The 16037-nt window shown below is 67.7% G+C and carries 12 protein-coding genes; 6 read left to right on the top strand and 6 right to left on the bottom strand.

Translation table 11 applies throughout. The annotated features are described in order from the left end of the window. Window positions 1-3 precede the first annotated feature (3 nt). Window positions 4-450 carry a type II toxin-antitoxin system VapC family toxin gene (locus FED44_RS06645; protein WP_117409553.1) on the top strand — a complete coding sequence of 149 codons (447 nt, stop codon included), beginning with the start codon at window positions 4-6 and terminating at the stop codon, window positions 448-450. 21 nt (window positions 451-471) lie between these two features. Here the strand turns inward: FED44_RS06645 and FED44_RS06640 are convergent, their stop codons facing one another. Further along, entirely contained in the window at window positions 472-837 is a 366-nt protein-coding gene (locus FED44_RS06640; RefSeq protein WP_117409552.1) for a darcynin family protein, read from the bottom strand. Window positions 838-882: 45 nt separating this feature from the next. Next, the gene (locus tag FED44_RS06635) at window positions 883-1797 is read right to left on the bottom strand and encodes an NAD(P)H-binding protein (protein WP_138460087.1); all 915 of its coding nucleotides are present in this window, start codon (window positions 1795-1797) and stop codon (window positions 883-885) included. Between the two features lie 113 nt (window positions 1798-1910). Between FED44_RS06635 and FED44_RS06630 the strand changes: the two genes are divergently transcribed. Beyond that, on the top strand, window positions 1911-2849 hold the full coding sequence (locus FED44_RS06630) for a LysR family transcriptional regulator (protein ID WP_191909951.1): 939 nt from the start codon (window positions 1911-1913) through the stop codon (window positions 2847-2849). Window positions 2850-2856: 7 nt separating this feature from the next. On the opposite strand, the gene FED44_RS06625 is transcribed toward FED44_RS06630, so the two are convergent. The 4 genes from FED44_RS06625 to FED44_RS06610 form a co-directional block, all read right to left on the bottom strand. Next, on the bottom strand, window positions 2857-3918 hold the full coding sequence (locus FED44_RS06625) for a hypothetical protein (RefSeq protein ID WP_138460086.1): 1062 nt from the start codon (window positions 3916-3918) through the stop codon (window positions 2857-2859). Then, on the bottom strand, window positions 3908-4927 hold the full coding sequence (locus FED44_RS06620; RefSeq protein WP_138460085.1) for a transporter substrate-binding domain-containing protein: 1020 nt from the start codon (window positions 4925-4927) through the stop codon (window positions 3908-3910). Before FED44_RS06620 ends, FED44_RS06625 begins: the two co-directional genes overlap by 11 nt. 273 nt (window positions 4928-5200) lie before the next feature. After that, entirely contained in the window at window positions 5201-6838 is a 1638-nt protein-coding gene (locus FED44_RS06615; RefSeq protein WP_244301756.1) for a DNA recombination protein RmuC, read from the bottom strand. Window positions 6839-6846: 8 nt separating this feature from the next. Beyond that, complete coding sequence (locus FED44_RS06610; RefSeq protein ID WP_138460083.1) at window positions 6847-7389, bottom strand: hypothetical protein; 543 nt, start codon at window positions 7387-7389, stop codon at window positions 6847-6849. Between the two features lie 299 nt (window positions 7390-7688). Here FED44_RS06610 and FED44_RS06605 point away from each other — a divergent pair, with 299 nt between their 5' ends. The 4 genes from FED44_RS06605 to FED44_RS06590 are packed head-to-tail and all read left to right on the top strand — an operon-like array spanning window position 7689 to window position 15918. Further along, window positions 7689-9803 carry a hypothetical protein gene (locus FED44_RS06605; RefSeq protein WP_138460082.1) on the top strand — a complete coding sequence of 705 codons (2115 nt, stop codon included), beginning with the start codon at window positions 7689-7691 and terminating at the stop codon, window positions 9801-9803. An 18-nt stretch (window positions 9804-9821) separates the two neighbouring features. Next, window positions 9822-11435 carry a class I SAM-dependent DNA methyltransferase gene (locus FED44_RS06600; RefSeq protein ID WP_138460081.1) on the top strand — a complete coding sequence of 538 codons (1614 nt, stop codon included), beginning with the start codon at window positions 9822-9824 and terminating at the stop codon, window positions 11433-11435. Further along, window positions 11432-12646 (top strand): restriction endonuclease subunit S, encoded by a 1215-nt coding sequence (locus FED44_RS06595; RefSeq protein ID WP_138460080.1) that lies wholly within the window; start codon window positions 11432-11434, stop codon window positions 12644-12646. Before FED44_RS06600 ends, FED44_RS06595 begins: the two co-directional genes overlap by 4 nt. Continuing rightward, window positions 12643-15918 carry a type I restriction endonuclease subunit R gene (locus FED44_RS06590; RefSeq protein ID WP_138460079.1) on the top strand — a complete coding sequence of 1092 codons (3276 nt, stop codon included), beginning with the start codon at window positions 12643-12645 and terminating at the stop codon, window positions 15916-15918. Before FED44_RS06595 ends, FED44_RS06590 begins: the two co-directional genes overlap by 4 nt. Window positions 15919-16037 lie beyond the last annotated feature (119 nt).

Genomic DNA, 16037 nt, shown 5'->3' with positions numbered 1-16037 from the left:
ACCATGCTCACCTACGTCGACTCCTCCGTCCTCGCCTGCGCCTACCTTCGTGACGAGCCTGGTCATGGCCGGGCTCGTGAGCTTCTGGACGATCCTGATCATCTATTGGTGACAGGAACGCTGACGGTGGTTGAAGTGACCGGCGTTCTGGTGCGCGCGGCACGCACGCAACGGCTGATGGACCTGGACGGAACTCTCGCGGTTCTGTCGTCCGACCTTGGCGAAGACGGTCCTGTCACGCTGCTCGCCGCTCCACGTGAGGCGGTCGAACAGCGCGCCACCGAGATCGTCTATGCCCATGCGTTGCGTGCGCTCGACGCGATTCACCTCGCCATGGCCGAGATCGCGGCGATTCCTCTTCTGGAGGAAGAGGGAGACAAGCTCGGCTTCGCCAGCCGCGATCGCTTTCAGGCGCAGGCCGCCGAAGCACTCGGATTCGCTCTCGTGTGAACACGCGGCTGTGCCGGTGTGTCAGGTGGTGACGGTGGCGACGGGGTCGAGGCCGTAGGTGCGGGCGTAGCCGTTCTCCACGCCGACGAGGAGGTCGACGACCTCGAAGTAGCGGTCCCAGAAAGGTGTTTCGCGCAGCGCGTCGATGAGGAGCTGATAGGCGTGGTGGTCGTCCGCCTCCCAGACCCAGACGTCGGTGACGCGCGCGGAGTAGAACTCCGTGTCGTAGAAGCGTGACCGGACGCCGGTGGTCCTGGCCTCGATCGCGGGGACGACCTGGGTGGCGAAGGCGTCCGCCCGTTCCCGGACGGTCATGGCGAGCCATTCGGGCGTGGTCTTGACGAGCATGAACGCGGTGATCGGCGGTTCGGTCGTCTCAGCGGGCATGATGTGCTCCCTTTGTGGTGGCAGGTGGTCTCGGTCTGGTGGGCATCACGGATGCGCCGGCAGGCGGCAGGCGAGGACGGCGGGCTTGAGGGTCCGGGCGCACCACTGCTCGAAGGTGGTGGGGGAGGCGGTGTCCGGCGTACGGGTGACACCGGCGTCGAGGCCGTCGTCCTTGGCCCGCTTCATGTCGACGACGCCCTGGACGAACGCCTCGTTGAGGCCGTATCCGGCGAGGGTGGCGTGCAGGTCGTCGAGGGACTGGCGTTCGTAACGGACGGGACGGCCGAACTGCTCGGTCATGATGCGGGCCAGGTCGTTCGGGGAAAGGTCCCGCGGCCCGAGGACGGGGACGCTGCCGGTGCCGGTCCAGGAGCGGTCCAGCAGCAGACGGGCGGCGACGGCCGCGATGTCGGCGACGGCGACGAGGGGGGCCCTGCGGTCGGCGGCGACGACGTCGGTGAAGACGCCCTTCTGGCGGATCGAGCCGGCCTCCTCCAGAAGGTTCTCGAAGAAGGAGGGGCAGGCCAGGGCCCGGTAGGCGACGCCGGTGCCCGCGATGAGGTCGTCCATGTCGAGTGACGCAGTGACGAGTCCGGCGCGCCCGGCGACCGGGGTGCCGCGGCCGAGCGCGGAGACGCCGACGACATGGCCGACACCGTGGGCGGCGAGCGCCTTCGCGGCGGGGCGGGTGAAGCCGCAGTAGGCGTCCGCGGGGGTCAGGGAGGCGTCCGGGGGGACGAGCCAGAAGACGGCGTCGGCGCCCTCGAAGGCCCGGTCGACGACCTCGGCATCGCCGTGCGAGCCGGTGACCACCTCGACGCGTTCGCGTACCGGGCCGGGGAGCCTGGCGGGGTCGCGCACGACCACGCGCAGTTCTTCACCACGGGCGGGGGCGGACTCCAGGAGCAGGGACAGCAGCCGGCGGCCGATGTTCCCGGTCGGAGCAGTAATGACGATCATGAGAACCTCGTGGGTCGCGTCGGATCGGAACGCCTCCAATCCTGCGGAGGGCCGCAGTGTTGCCACAATGGGAACTTCAGCATGGAATCATTGCCTGAAATGGAATTACGCTGGTGAACAGCTCAGAGCCGATCATCGACGCCAATCTCGCCGTCGCGCTGGACGCCCTGCTGGCCGAGCAGAGCGTCACCCGCGCCGCCGCCCGCCTGCGCACCTCCCCCGCCGCCATGAGCCGCACCCTGGCCCGCCTCCGCCGCATCCTCCAGGACCCGCTTCTGGTCCGGGCCGGGCAGGCCATGGTCCCCACCCCCCGCGCCCAGGCCCTGCGCGACGAAGCCGCCGCGGTGGTGCGCCGCCTCGAAGCACTGCTCACCCCCGGCGCCGACGTCGATCCCGCCACCCTGCGCGGCACCTTCACCCTGCAGACCGCCGACCTCGTCGGCGCGGCGCTGGCTCCGGGACTGCTGCGACGGGCCCGGCAGGAGGCGCCAGGGGTCTCGTTGCGGTTCCGGGCCGAAGAGCTGGAGGCCGGGCCGGCCCTCCGCGACGGCCGCATCGACCTGGAGATCGGATCCATCGACCACGTCGACCCCGAAACCCGGGTGGAAGAGCTGGTCACCCTCCGGATGGCGGCGGCCGTCCGGCCCGGTCATCCCCTCACCGAAGGAACCCTGACCCCGGCCCGGCTCGCCGCCGCCGAGCACGTCGCGGTCAGCCGCCGCGGCCGGTTCACCGGCCCCCTCGACACCGCCCTGGCCGAGCGGAACCTCCACCGGCGGGTCGTCGCCGTCCTTCCCGGCCACCTGGCGGCGATGACCCTCGCCGCCCGTAGCGACGTCGTCTGCCTCATCCCCACCGCACCCCCCGGCGCCGGCCCCTCGCCCCTCACCGACCCCGCCGGCGCCCTCGGCCTCCGCCTCCTCGACATTCCCCTCCCGCTGCCGCCGTTGACCATCGGCATGGCCTGGCACCCCCGTCACGCCGCCGACGGAGCCCACCGCTGGCTCCGCGACGCCGTCCGCCGGACTCTTGGCGCACCCGCGATCACCTGAGGTGTCGTCAGCGGCGCGGGCCTGCCCCGGAGTCCGCGGCCTCGCCGGGGGCGAGGTCGGCCGGTGACGCCGGACGGCCCTCGCAGCGGGAGTCGGGCGGGATCGGCACAGGCGCGGGAGCCAGCCAGGAAAGGGCGCTCCGCTCGACGTTCCACTGGTGGAGGTCGACGGTGGTGTGCGGGACCGCGCCCGGCTCCGGGCAGAGCACCTGGGAGACCAGCAGGTCGTTGCGTACGAAACGGACCGCGCCGGAGCGTTCGAGGATGGTGACGAGACGGTCGTCGCTGGCGATCACGTAGCCGATCGTGACCTGTTCGGCCCCGCCGTTCGGCTTGGTGGCGATCTCCATGGCCGTGAGCGGCAGGATCGGCGACCGAAGCACCACCACTCCGGCGACCAGCGGAAAGAGCACGGCGAGCGTCCAGGTCAGGCCGTGCACCACCAACGGCGCGGCGGATGCGGGGACCGGCCCGGTGACCAGCGGGGCGAGCACGGGCGGCGCGGTGAGCAGGATCAGCGTGGCGACGTCACGCTGCGCCAGCGCCTGCATGATCGCCGGGCGGAACAGCAGGAGGACGAGGACGCCGGAGACCACCGGCACCACCAGGCAGACGGCCCGGATCCACGTCCGGTCCAGCGGGCGGCGTTCCCGCACGGTCAGCCCGGCCACCGCGAGCGTGAGCATGAGCAGGGTCGGCAAGAAACGGAGCTGCCAGCCGAGCAGCCCGACGCCCACGGCCACCGCGACCACCCAGTCGGGCACCCGGTCGGCGGCCCGCGCCACCCAGAAGGAGCGACGGGTGCTGAGCCGGTAGAGCGGCCCGAGCACCCGGCCGGCCAGCACCACGGCGGGCAGCACCCACACGAGCGTCAGCAGCACCGTGGTGAGCAGGCCGAGCGGGCTGACGTACTGCACGAGCAGCAGCAGGGTCTGCGTGTCCTGCCTGCTGGCGTACCAGAGCCGCATCACCAGCAGCACCAGCGGGAAGGCGGGCAGGAGCGTCAGCACCCACTCCTGGTTGCGCTGCGGCGCGCGGACCCTTGGCGTCCCCCCGGCCTCAGCAGCCATCGGCGGAAAGGGCTCGCTCCCACGGCCACCGGCGCACCTGCGGCGCTTTCAGGCACGGCTGGGTGCTCTGGGCCACGTTCACCCCGGGATTGGCCGCCAGCAGCGGACGGATGTGCCGGTCGTAGGCGTCCTCCCACATCCTGTTCTGCGGGTCGGCGTAGGAGCGGTACAACGCAAGCTCGACCAGGGTGCGCAGGGCGGTGTTGGTGCCCGTGTTCACCGCCCACATCTCGGTCGTCTCCAGCCCGATGTCGTGGTGTCTCAGCTTCCCGCCGGACTTGGCGACGAATCCCGCCATGATCGCGGCGTCCGTGCTGACGGCGTCGTACAGGTGGTCCTCCAGCCCCTCGAAACAGGCACTGATCTTGTTCTCCGCGGTCACCCTGGCGCCGCTCTCGGCCAGCGGGCCCTCCGAGGTCGAGGTGCCGAGCGTGCAGACCTTCTCGCCGGCGAGCTGGCCGAGTGAGGTCACCCGGGCGTGATCGGCCCGTGTCACCACCGACTGCTCGGTGAACAGATAGGGGCTGGAGAGGCCGACCGACGGATCCTGCAGCCGTTTGGCGGTGATGCTGAAGGTCGCCACCACGAGGTCGACGGTGACGAAGTTCCCGTCGGCGTCGGTGGCCTGGCGGCGGGCCCGGTCCTCGGTCTCGATGGACAGGAACTCCACCTGATCGGGCCGGAAACCGAGCTCACCGGCGATCATGTAGGCGATGTCGATGTCGAAGCCGGAGAAGGCGCCGGTCCTGTCGCGCACCGCGATGCCCGGGGTGTCGTCCTTCACCCCGATCAGGAGCTTCTTCTTCCCCGTCAGCCGGGCCTGGTCGCGTAACTCGGCCTCGGTCGGCGGCCCAGCGGCGAAGAGGAGGTAACCGCCGACGAGAACCGCGGCCATGATGGCGGCCAGCCAGCCGTACAGCCGCAGCCAGTCTCCCCGGCGGCGAGGTGGTCCGGCCTCCGGAGGCGCCGGAGGGGAGCTCGGCGCAGCGGGTTCCGCCTCCGGCCGCATTCGCCGCGGCCGCCGTCCGAACCGCTTCCCCGACTCCACCCGAACAGCCTCCGTCGCAACGTCGAGCCCACCATATTCACGGAGATCATCCCGGAAAAGGGGTGTTCGCTTTCAGCGGGCGACTCCGGAGAACGAGAACGCCCCGCGAACAAGCCGGTGCGCGGTGAGCCGCCAGGGCCGGTTCCGCGGAACGAGCCGAGCACGCCGCGCCAACGGCGAGCGCTTCGATGTCGCCCTAGATCCCCGGATACGGCCTGTCCAATGTCGGAATGATCAGAGGACAGCGTCCACGTCAGGAGCGTCATCGGTAGCTGACACGGGGAGAGCGCGGACGGACCGCTCGGCCGCCGCGGACTCGATCAGTTCGGGGCTGCCGAGATGCCTCGTCGTCTGCTCGACAGCGCGGAGTTCGAGCAACTGGGTCTCCACCAGCTTGAGCGTGTGGAGCCTACGGGCGGTGACCATGACCCTGCCCTCGATCGAACCCACGGCCTCGTTGTACGTCTTGACCGACCGGTCGAGCGCCCTGCCGAGCTTGTCGAGGTGGCCGCCCATGACCGCCAGCCGGTCGTAGAGCTCACGGCCGAGCTCGTACACCTGCTTCATGTTGTTCTGCAGCGCGGCCTGGGTCCAGGCGTAGGCGACCGTGCGCAGCATGGCGATCAGCGAGGTAGGCGTGACGATCAGGACCTGCTTGTTGACGGCGTATTCCAGCAGGGTCGGGTCGTGGTCCAGCGCCGGCTGGAGGAAGGCGTCGCTCGGCACGAACAGCACGACGAATTCCGGCGAGGCGACGTTACGGAAGTACTCCTTGCTCCCGAGGGCATCCACGTGCTTGCGCAGCTGCCGTGCGTGGTCAGCCCAGTGCCTGCCCGCCTCAGCCTCGTCGCTCGCTTCGATCGCCCTCATGAACGCGTCCATCGGGACCTTGGCGTCCACGATCACGTGCTTGCCACCGGACAGGTGGATCAGCATGTCGGGCCGCTGCCGCGTGTCCTCATCGACGATGTGGACCTGCAGGTCGAAGTCGCAGTGCTCAACGAGGCCGGCCAGCTCCGCAGCCCGCTTGAGGTGCATCTCACCCCACTGCCCGCGGACCTGCGGCTTCTTCAGCGCCTCGACCAGCTTGCGGGTTTCCTGGCGCGTCCGGATTCCTTCCTCGGTCAGGGTGACCAACTGCTGGTCGAGCTTGGCCTCGGCGGTGGCCCTGGTGGTGCCGAAGTCCCTGAGCTGCTGGTCCATCTGGGCCAGCTGGTCCTTGACGGGCTTGCTGACCGCGCCGAGCGTCGCCTCCGCCCGCGTCACCAGCTCGTCCTGGGACTGCTTGAGCATGTCAGCGGCAGTGGCGCGGAGCGTCTCCTCCAGCAGCCGGTTGTTCTGCTCCCGCGTCTCATCGAGCTCCTTGCGTACGGCTTCCAGCCGGGTGGCCTGCTCCTGGAGGCTCTGCTTCTGCGCCGAGAGCTCGCTGAGCTGCTCCTTGAGCCGCTGAATCTCGTCTCGAAGCTCGGTCTCCTTGGCTTCCAGCGACGCGATCAGCAACTGGGCCTCGCGGAGCGCTCGGTCGGTCTCGGCGAACCGCTTCCGCTCGGCCTCGAGAGACAGCCTCATGCCCTCGCCCTCAACCTCGTGACGCCGCAGCTCCATACGAGCCGCGTCCAGGGCCGTCTCCAGCCCGGCGGAGCGCTCTCCGAGAGTCTTGAGCTCGGTCAGGGTGGCGGTGTGCTCCCGTTCGAGGTCTGCGGCGCGCTTCTGCGCCTTGTCGCGCTCCGAACGGAGATCGTCCATCTGCATCTGGGCCTGGCGATGCTGCTCCTGGACGACCTTCAGGTCGGCTCGCTCGGAGGCGGTACGGCTGCGGGCAACGAGGTAGGCGACCGCGGCGAAGGCGAGGGCAAGCAGGATCGGCATCATGACGGAACTCACCCGACACGCTTCCAGGGGTGGCAACGGCTGGTCTCGAAGTACTCGCCCTTCTTGAGCGTCACGCGCGCTGGGCCCTTGATGTTGTCGTTAGCGGTGATCGCGCTGAACTCGCCCGACGCGTTCCTCAGCCGGGCCCAGTAGCAGGCGAAGCCGCCGTCCGTGCCCGCCGTCTTGTACGTGCCGGGCTTGATGTCCTCCCCCACGAGGTACTGGCCGTCACCTGCCATGGTCGTTGCGGGGCCGCTCTCCCCCGTCTCCTGCGGCTGCTCGGCCTCCGAGGTCACCGTCTCCGTGATCGTAACCGTGGGCGCGGGGTCGGCTGCTTCGGTCACCGTCACGGCGGGCTGCGGCCCGGCGGCACCCTTCGTCTCCGCACTGCCGCCAGCGCCGATACCGATGCCGACGACCAGCGCGACCAGGGCCGTCACGCCGTACGACAGCCAGCGCCTGCCACCTCTGGAAGGCTGGGGAATGTGAGCGGCCGCGGGGTGCCACCCACCGGAGCTGTTGCCGCCGGGCATCTGGCCTCTCAGGTGCACAGGGGGATGCGGCTGATACGGCGGGCGGGGCTGCGGGCCGAAGGGCGGGGTCGGACCGGGATGAGACATGACTGTCGTCCTCTCGCGGTAGGGGAAGCCAGCGGCCTGACTCCCCTCGGCGGGGCTGAGTTCGGCGGGCCGCTGGTGGAGGACTATGACAAAGTTGCCGGGCTTCAGAGATAGAGATGCTTGATAACTTCCCTTATCAGCATTTCTTATCTATGACTCCTTCTCTGCCGCTAGGGTGTCGATCACGTCGGCTCACAACCAGCCGCAGTGCAAATGGTGGGGAGGAGGTTGTGCCAGTGCCCGAGGACGTCCATTGGCGGATCTCCTACGCCGAGATCGCGGCGCTCGCCGGAGTCAAGCGGCCGGTGCCCACCACATGGGCTCGCCGGCACGCCGACACCTTCCCCGAGCCGGTGGCGAGAGAGGGCGGGCGCCCGCTCTTCGACGGGTCAGCGGTGGTCGCCTGGCTGCTGGCCACCGGGCTTGGAAACGCGGATGCCCGCAAGCTCCGCTCGGAACTCGCGCTGCACACCCTGACGGGCTGGCGCGACCGGCTTCCCTCTCACCTCCTGATAGGCGGACTCACCGCGCTCATCTGCCTGCGGCAGCAGCAGGACGCCCCGCTCTCCGGCTTCGACTGGTTGTCCCTGCTGCGGCAGGCCGCCCGTCTCGACGCCGATGACACCTTCCTCCTGGCCGAACTGCGCGCGGTGCCTGACGCGGAGGGCGTCGGTACGGCTCTCTCGGCACTCGCCGATGAGTTGGTCGAGGCGGCGTACACGCCCGCCGAAGCCTTCGAGTGGGTGCTAGACGCGCGCCGCCGCCTGGGCGCCGACCAGTTGGTCGCTGACGAGCCCGCGCCCGTGCTCACCCGCGCGCTTCCCGGGCTCTGCGGGATCTCCGAGATGGAAGACGGCGCGATTCTCGCCACGCCGTACGCGCGCAGCGGTGATCTGCTGGCCGCCATGCACGCGCAGGCCGCATCCGGCGCCGGGCACACCTACCTCGCCGCCGACCCCGATGTGAATCTCGCCCGCCTGGTACGTCGCCGGATGCTCGTGCGCGAGGTCTACGAGTTCCAGCTGGACGTGACGGTGGGGTCGGAACTCGCCCTCAACGACTGGGGCGACCCCGATGTCGTGCTGTGCGCACTGCCGTACGAACCCGCCGAGATTCGCGACGCGCAGAGCGTGCTCGATCGGGTCCAGGCACTCACCGACCTGCTCGACGCGGGCCGCACCGCGGTCGTTCTCGGCCCGGCCGACGCCTTGGTCCGCCCGCTCACTCCGCACAGCGACGCGGACCGGCTTCGCCGATCGTTCCTGACAGACGGCCTGCTCAAGGCGGCGATTAGTCTGCCGGACGGAACGTTCCCCTACCGCCCGGGCTACCGCACTGCCCTGTGGGTGCTCAACCGGACACCGCACAAGGAGCGGCACGGCCTGGTCTTGCTCGCCGACCTCTCCGCCCAGCCACTCACCGAGCAGACTCTCGACGCGCTCGTCGAAGATGTGCAGATCTTCCGATCAGCGAGCTGGCAGGAGGACCGCCGGCACGCCCCACGGCACGCGGTGATCCTGCCGGTCAAGGTTCTCGACGAACGGCCCGGCACCGCCTTCACCCCGCAGCACCGGCCGCACGAGAGCCGTTACACCCGTGCCGTGATGGAGCGGCCCGAGCGCATCTCCCAGCTGGAGATCCGCCTGAGCGAGCTGGCCGAGCAGGTCCGACGGGATATCGATGGCGATGCCGGGCTACGTGCGCACGCGGTTCTGCGTCCGGAGGATCAGCCTGTACGGCGCACCAGGATCGGGCGCATGCTGCAGGACCGCCGTCTACGCCGGCTTCCCGGTCACCGCATCAGGGACGAGCACCTCATCTCCGACACCGACAGCGGCTATGCCGTCCTGGGCCCCGCCGAGGTTCTCGGTGTAGCGACCGTCGGCCGTCGGCGCATCGACCCCCTGTTGTTCACGGCGGCGTACGAGCATGCAAACCTTACCCGGCCCGGAGACGTCATCGTCACGACCAGCCCCGACTTCGGGGTGTACGTCGACGAGGAAGGGCTCTGCGTGGTCGCCTACCCGGCGCGCATCCTGCGGGCTCGGCCCGACGCCGAACGTCCGGTGCGTCCCCGGGTGCTGGCTGCGCTACTGCGGGCTGCGGCCGCCGAACACGGTCGCGTCAACGGAGCCGTACGAGCCTCCCGGCGCCTCGAAGACCTGCTTATTCCAGATCTCACCTCGGACGAGGCGGAAAGATACGACACTCTGCTCAGCGAGATCGGACGGCGCGACTCGATCCTGCGGGCGCAGGTCAGCGCCCTGGAGGATATGGACCGCCTTACCGCCGCCGGCCTCGCCGACGGCACCCTCACGCTTCTGCCCGCACCCCGCACTGTCTGAAGGAAGAAGGCCACCCCAATGCCCCCTGCTAAGAAATCCGCCGGCGCCCAGGCGGAGCTGTTCAACGCCTCCAGCGCCAAGGAGATCCGCGACATCCTCTGGAAGACGGCCGACAGGCTCCGTGGGTCTCTGGACGCAGCCCAGTACAAGGAGTTCGTCCTCGGCCTGATCTTCCTCAAGTACGTCTCCGACGCCTTCGAGGAACGCCGTACCCAACTGGCCAAGGAACTGGCCGAGGAGGGCATCGCCGAGGAGCGGCAGGAGGAGTTCCTGGAAGACAGGGACGAGTACGCCGGTCACAACGTCTTCTGGGTCCCCGAGGAGGCGCGCTGGTCGTGGATCGCCACGCACGCCAAGAGCCAGGGCGTGGGCCGCCTCCTGGACAACGCGATGGACGAGATTATGCGGGAGAACTCAGCGCTGACCGGCGTCCTGCCGAAGATCTTCAATCAGGACCGCGTGGACCAGAAGGTCCTCGGCGGGCTGGTGGACCTCATCAGCGACGCCCGCTTCTCCGGCAATGGCGACAAGCCGGCGCAGGACGTGCTGGGCGAAGTTTACGAGTACTTCCTCGGCAACTTTGCCAGAGCCGAGGGGAAGAAGGGAGGCGAGTTCTACACCCCCCGCTGCGTCGTCCAATTGCTGGTCGAGATGTTGGAGCCCTATGAGGGACGGGTGTACGACCCTTGCTGTGGCTCTGGCGGCATGTTCGTCCAGGCTGGCAAGTTCATCGAGGCGCACGCAGGCCACAAGTCGGACATCTACGTGTTCGGCCAGGAGCTCAACGAGCGAACCTGGCGACTGGCCAAGATGAACCTCGCGATCAATGGCATCGACGGCAACCTCGGCCCCCGCTGGGGCAACACCTTCGATGACGACAAGCACCCCGACCTCAAGGCCGACTTCGTCCTCGCCAACCCGCCGTTCAACATCAAGGACTGGCCGCGGAACGAGAATGACCCCCGCTGGAAATATGGGGTACCCCCGAAGAGCAACGCCAACTACGCCTGGCTCCAGCACATGATCAACAAGCTGGGCGAGCGCGGCACGGCGGGCGTGGTACTGGCCAACGGCTCCATGAGCTCGCAGCAGAATGGTGAGGGCGAGATCCGGCAGGCCCTGGTGGAAGCGGACCTTGTGGCGTGCATGATCGCGCTGCCGTCCCAGCTTTTTCGCACCACGCAAATCCCGGCCTGCCTGTGGTTCCTGGCCAAGGACAAGTCACCGCAGGGCGGCAAGCGGCTTACGGAGCGGCGCGGCGAGATCCTCTTCATCGACGCCCGCAGCATGGGCCATATGGTCGACCGCACCGAGCGCATCATGACCGACGCTGACATCGCCCAGATCGCCGGCGCCTACCATGCCTGGCGCGGGACCGCCTCGGCACGCGAGGCGGGGCTCGTGTACGCCGACGAGCCGGGGTTCTGCCTCTCAGCCGACCTGGACACGGTCCGCTCCCACGGCTATGTACTTACGCCTGGCCGGTACGTCGGCGCGGCCGAGACCGAGAAAGAGGACGCCGAGGCGGTCAAGGAGAAGATCGCCGTGCTGACAGAGGAACTGTTCGAACTCTTCGGCAAGTCCGACGAACTGGCCAAGATTGTCCGCGAGCGACTGGGGAGCCTGGGATGAATAATTGGCCGGAGTATCGACTCGGCGAGCTGTGCACGCGAATTACTGTCGGCCATGTGGGATCTATGACATCCCGGTACACCGATAAGGGAGTTCCATTCCTTCGCTCGCAAAATATCAAGCGCGGCCACATTGACTTCTCGTCGATTGTCTATATCGATCAGGATTTCCATGAGGAACTCACGAAGTCACAGCTGAAGCCGGGAGACTTGGTGATCGTCCGCACCGGAGAGCCTGGCACCGCAGCCGTCGTTCCAGCTGGAATTGGGCTGCTGAACTGCTCCGACTTGGTTATCGCGACACCAAAGTCAGACATGCACGCCCCCTTCCTCTGCTATGCCATCAACGAGACGGCTCAGGGATTCGTTCGCGCTCATACGGTCGGTGCTGTTCAGCAGCACTTCAATGTAAGATCCGCCAAAGAGTTGGTGCTCCGAGTACCATCACTTGAGGAGCAAAGAGCCATATCCGGGGTGCTGGGCGCCCTGGATGACAAGATCGCAATCAATGAGCGCATCGCGGCCACCGCACGCTCCCTCAGTCGTGTTCGAGGAGAAAATGCCATCCGGTCACATGTCGGAGAAATTGGCGTTTTGGGCGATTACATCACTATTACCAAAGGGCTGTCCTACAGCAGCATGGACCTAGAAGCTGGTGACGCCTATCTAGTGACCCTCAAGTGCATCGACCGTTCGGGGACATTCCAGCACCGAGGGCTTAAGCCATATTCGGGCAGAGCCAAGCCGTCCCAATTCGTCAAACACGGCGATGTAGTCGTGGCACAAACAGACCTCACTCAGCGAGCGGAGGTGCTTGGTCGCGCTGCACGTGTAGTGGAAACCATCGACGGTAAACATCTGGTGGCTAGTCTAGACTTAGCAATTGTTCGACCAACATCCTTCTTGACCTCGGATTACCTTGAGATTCTCCTGGGGACTCGAGAATTCAGGGAACACGCCTCGGCGTACGCAAATGGGACGACAGTCTTGCATCTGAATGCCCGAGCACTCCCTGAGTTCACGTTCCCTGTACCCGATGCCGCGCTCGTCGATGCAGTTACCAATGCGACACGGCCACTCTTCGATATTGCTGTTCAGGCACAGCGTGAAAGTCACGTCATATCAAACCTCCGCGACACCCTACTTCCTCAGCTCATGTCCGGCCGGCTCCGTGTTAGGGACGCGGAGATGATTGTCGAGGACGCGTTATGACCCCTCCCCCTGAACGCCCCCGGCTCCGTCCCTTAGAAATTGATTGGGAACTCCTGGCTCTTGACGAGCTGGCCGAGCTGGCCTGGTTGCCTGCGAACGGCAATGAGCTGGCTCCTGGTTCCGGGCACCGCAAGTCCTGGGACGACCTCATCCTCTACTCCGACCTGCACGAGGCAGTTGAGCGGCTCAATCCCGAGCTTCCGCCCGACGCCGTACGCGGAGCGGTGGAGGAGGCGGCGCGGGCGAGGTCGAGTGACGCCTACGAGGAGAACCGGACGGCGCACGGCTACCTGACCGGCGGCATCCGCTCGGTGACCTACACCGACGATTTTGGCGCCGAGCACAACCCGACTGTCCGGCTCATCGACCTGGCCGACCCGGCCGCGAACGTCTTCCGCGCGGCCCGGCAGGTCACCGTTATCCAGGGCGAGAAGAACCGCCGCTTCGACATCGTCCTCTACGTCAACGGCCTGCCCCTGACCGTACTGGAGATCAAGCGCGCGGGCGACGAGGACGCCACTCTGGAGGACGCCCACGCACAGATCGGGTGGTACGTGGCGGAGTTCCCGACCGCGTTCCGCTACAATACGGTCGTCCTGCTCTCCGACGGCGTCACCGCGAAGTACGGCACGCCGTTCACCCCGTTCGAGCACTTCGCGCCATGGAACGTGGACGAGGCCGGGGCGCCGGTCGAGTCGCTGGACGGCGCCGGCCTATCGGAAGCGGCGCAGAACCTCGCCCTCCACGGCCTGTTCACCCACGATCGCTTCCTCAAGCTGATCAGCTCGTTCGTCAACTTCGTGCCGCCGAAGAAGACCAAGCGGATCGCCAAGCCGCACCAGTACTTCGCGGTCAACCGCGCAGCGGAAGCCGTACGGGAAGCTGCTGCGACCGACGGCAGGGCCGGCGTGGTCTGGCACACGCAGGGCTCGGGCAAGTCCGAAGAGATGGTGCTCACCAGCAACCTGGTCATGCGTGACCCGGCGCTGCTCAACCCGACGATCATCGTGATCACCGACCGCAACGACCTCGACGACCAGCTCTACTCCACCTTCCTGGAGAGCGAGGTCCTGCCCGAGAAGCCCCGGCAGATCCTCACCCGCGCAGAGCTGCGCGCGGAGCTGGCCGCCAAGCGGACCGGCGGCATCCTGTTCACGACGCTGCAGAAGTTCGGCCGGACCAAGGAGGAGAAGGAGTCGGGCACCGACCACCCGCTTCTGTCCGACCGGCGCAACATCGTCGTCGTGGTCGACGAGGCGCACCGGAGTCACTACGACACTCTCGACGGGTACGCCCGCCACCTGCGCGACGCCCTGCCACACGCCACCCTGCTCGCCTTCACCGGCACCCCGATCTCCGAAGCCGACCGCAACACCCGCGAGGTGTTCGGCGACAAAGGTGCCCATGGCGGCTACATCGATGTCTACGACCTCAAGCGCGCGGCCGACGACGGCGCGACGGTGAAGGTCTACCACGAGAGCCGCGTGGTCGAACTCGTCCTCGACCGGGACCTCGACGCCACGGAGATCGACGAAGAGGCCGACCGGATCACCGAGGGCCTGGACGACACCGAGCGCCGCCGGATCGAGCAGGCCGTCGCCACCATGAACGCGATGTATGGCGCGCCGGCCCGCATCCGCGACCTCACCGCCGACCTGGTCACCCATTGGGAGGACCGGCGCAAGCGAATGAAACCGTTCGTCGGCGTCTCAGACAAGGGCGGTGCTCCCGGCAAGGCGATGATCGTGTGCGCGACCCGGGAGATCTGCGTCCGCGTCTACGACGCGCTACGCGAACTGCGGGAGGAGTGGCACAGCGACGACCCGGCCAAGGGCGCGATGAAGATCGTGTTCTCGTCGAACTCTCGCAAGGATCCCGAGCGCCTGCGCGCCCACACGCTGAGTGACTCGCAGCGCAAGGCCGTCATCAATCGCGCCAAGGATCCCGACGACGAGCTGGAACTGCTCATCGTCAACAACATGCTGCTGACCGGCTTCGACGCCCCGCCCATCCACACGATGTATCTGGACCGGCCGCTTCGGGGTGCCAACCTCATGCAGGCCCTGGCCCGCGTCAACCGCCGCTACCGGGGGAAGGAAGACGGTCTGCTGGTCGGCTACGCCCCGCTCACCGAGAACCTGCAGAAGGCTATCGCGGAGTATTCCGCAGCCGACCGCCAGGACCAGACGCTCGGCCAAAACATCGACCGGGCCCTGGACGAGCTGCGCAACGAGTTCGACATCATCGAGGGCATCCTGCGCGGCATCGACTGGCGCGGCCTGCTGGACCGGCCCATCGCCAACCGTTTCATCGACGCCGCGCTGCGCACCGCGAACCACCTGCGGGACACCAGGACCCCCGGCAACAACCCGGAAAAGCTCGACGACCCGAGCCAGACCCTCGGCCGCCGTTTCCGGGACCACGCGTACCGGCTGGAGCGCTTCTACGCGCTCACCGCCACATCGGCCAACATCGGGGAGCGGTTTCCCGACCATCCCGTGACGTGGATGCGCGACATCCAGTTCTTCGTCGAGGTCCGCGCCTACATGGCGAAGCTGGACGCGATGGACCGCGAGGCGAGGGGCCTGCCCGTCGCCCGTGACGTCGAGCTGTATCTCGCACATCTGACGTCCACCGTCGTGGAGACGAGCGGGGTCACCGACCTGTTCGCGGAAGCGGGCCTGGAGACCGCGGACCTGACCCATCTCAACGACGCCCTCATCGCCAGGCTCACCAACAGCGAGACGCCGCACCTGGCCGCCGAGGCGCTGCGCCGGCTCATCGAACGGAAGATGCGCGAGGTCACCCGGCACAACATCGTGCGGCGCACGACCTTCTCCGAACGTCTGCAGGACCTGATGATCAGGTACATGCGCGAGCAGCTCACCAGCGCAGAGATCATCGCCAAGCTGGTCGAGCTGGCCAAGGAGATCGCGAACGACAACAAGCGCGGCGAGCAGTTCACCCCGCCCTTGGACTGGCAGGAGCTCGCGTTCTACGACGCGGTCGCCGACCACGGTTCGGCCCGTGAGCTGATGGGAGACGAGATCCTGGCAGGCATCGCCCGTGACCTCGTCGTCCAGGTGCGGAAAAACCTCAAGAGGGACTGGATCTCCCGCGAACCGGTCCGCGCCCGCCTTCGCGCCACCATCAAGCGCCTCCTGGCCCGCTACAACTACCCGCCGGACCAGGAGGTCAAGGCCATCGAGCTGGTCCTCCAGCAGATGGAACACTTCGCCGACGTCTGGTCCAAAGACGGCACGGCCGACTGATCGGACAAGCCACACCCGCAGCGAAGCACCCGTCCCCGGTTCATGCCGTGGGCGGACCGTCTGATGGTCCCGGTTTCGAAGGTCCGTCCGCGCATAGCCGCAGCATGGCCAAGAAAACC

This window comes from Microbispora triticiradicis (assembly GCF_005864065.1).
Taxonomy (GTDB): Bacteria; Actinomycetota; Actinomycetes; order Streptosporangiales; family Streptosporangiaceae; genus Microbispora; species Microbispora triticiradicis.
This window is presented reverse-complemented; position numbering and strand designations above follow the sequence as displayed.

What these genes read in the sequence shown, in the direction of transcription:
- FED44_RS06645 (WP_117409553.1), top strand. Translation starts at nt 4, where the DNA reads ATGCTCACCTACGTCGACTCCTCCGTCCTCGCCTGCGCCTACCTTCGT.
- FED44_RS06640 (WP_117409552.1), bottom strand. Translation starts at nt 837, where the DNA reads ATGCCCGCTGAGACGACCGAACCGCCGATCACCGCGTTCATGCTCGTC.
- FED44_RS06635 (WP_138460087.1), bottom strand. Translation starts at nt 1,797, where the DNA reads ATGATCGTCATTACTGCTCCGACCGGGAACATCGGCCGCCGGCTGCTG.
- FED44_RS06625 (WP_138460086.1), bottom strand. Translation starts at nt 3,918, where the DNA reads ATGGCTGCTGAGGCCGGGGGGACGCCAAGGGTCCGCGCGCCGCAGCGC.
- FED44_RS06620 (WP_138460085.1), bottom strand. Translation starts at nt 4,927, where the DNA reads ATGCGGCCGGAGGCGGAACCCGCTGCGCCGAGCTCCCCTCCGGCGCCT.
- FED44_RS06615 (WP_244301756.1), bottom strand. Translation starts at nt 6,838, where the DNA reads ATGATGCCGATCCTGCTTGCCCTCGCCTTCGCCGCGGTCGCCTACCTC.
- FED44_RS06600 (WP_138460081.1), top strand. Translation starts at nt 9,822, where the DNA reads ATGCCCCCTGCTAAGAAATCCGCCGGCGCCCAGGCGGAGCTGTTCAAC.
- FED44_RS06595 (WP_138460080.1), top strand. Translation starts at nt 11,432, where the DNA reads ATGAATAATTGGCCGGAGTATCGACTCGGCGAGCTGTGCACGCGAATT.
- FED44_RS06590 (WP_138460079.1), top strand. Translation starts at nt 12,643, where the DNA reads ATGACCCCTCCCCCTGAACGCCCCCGGCTCCGTCCCTTAGAAATTGAT.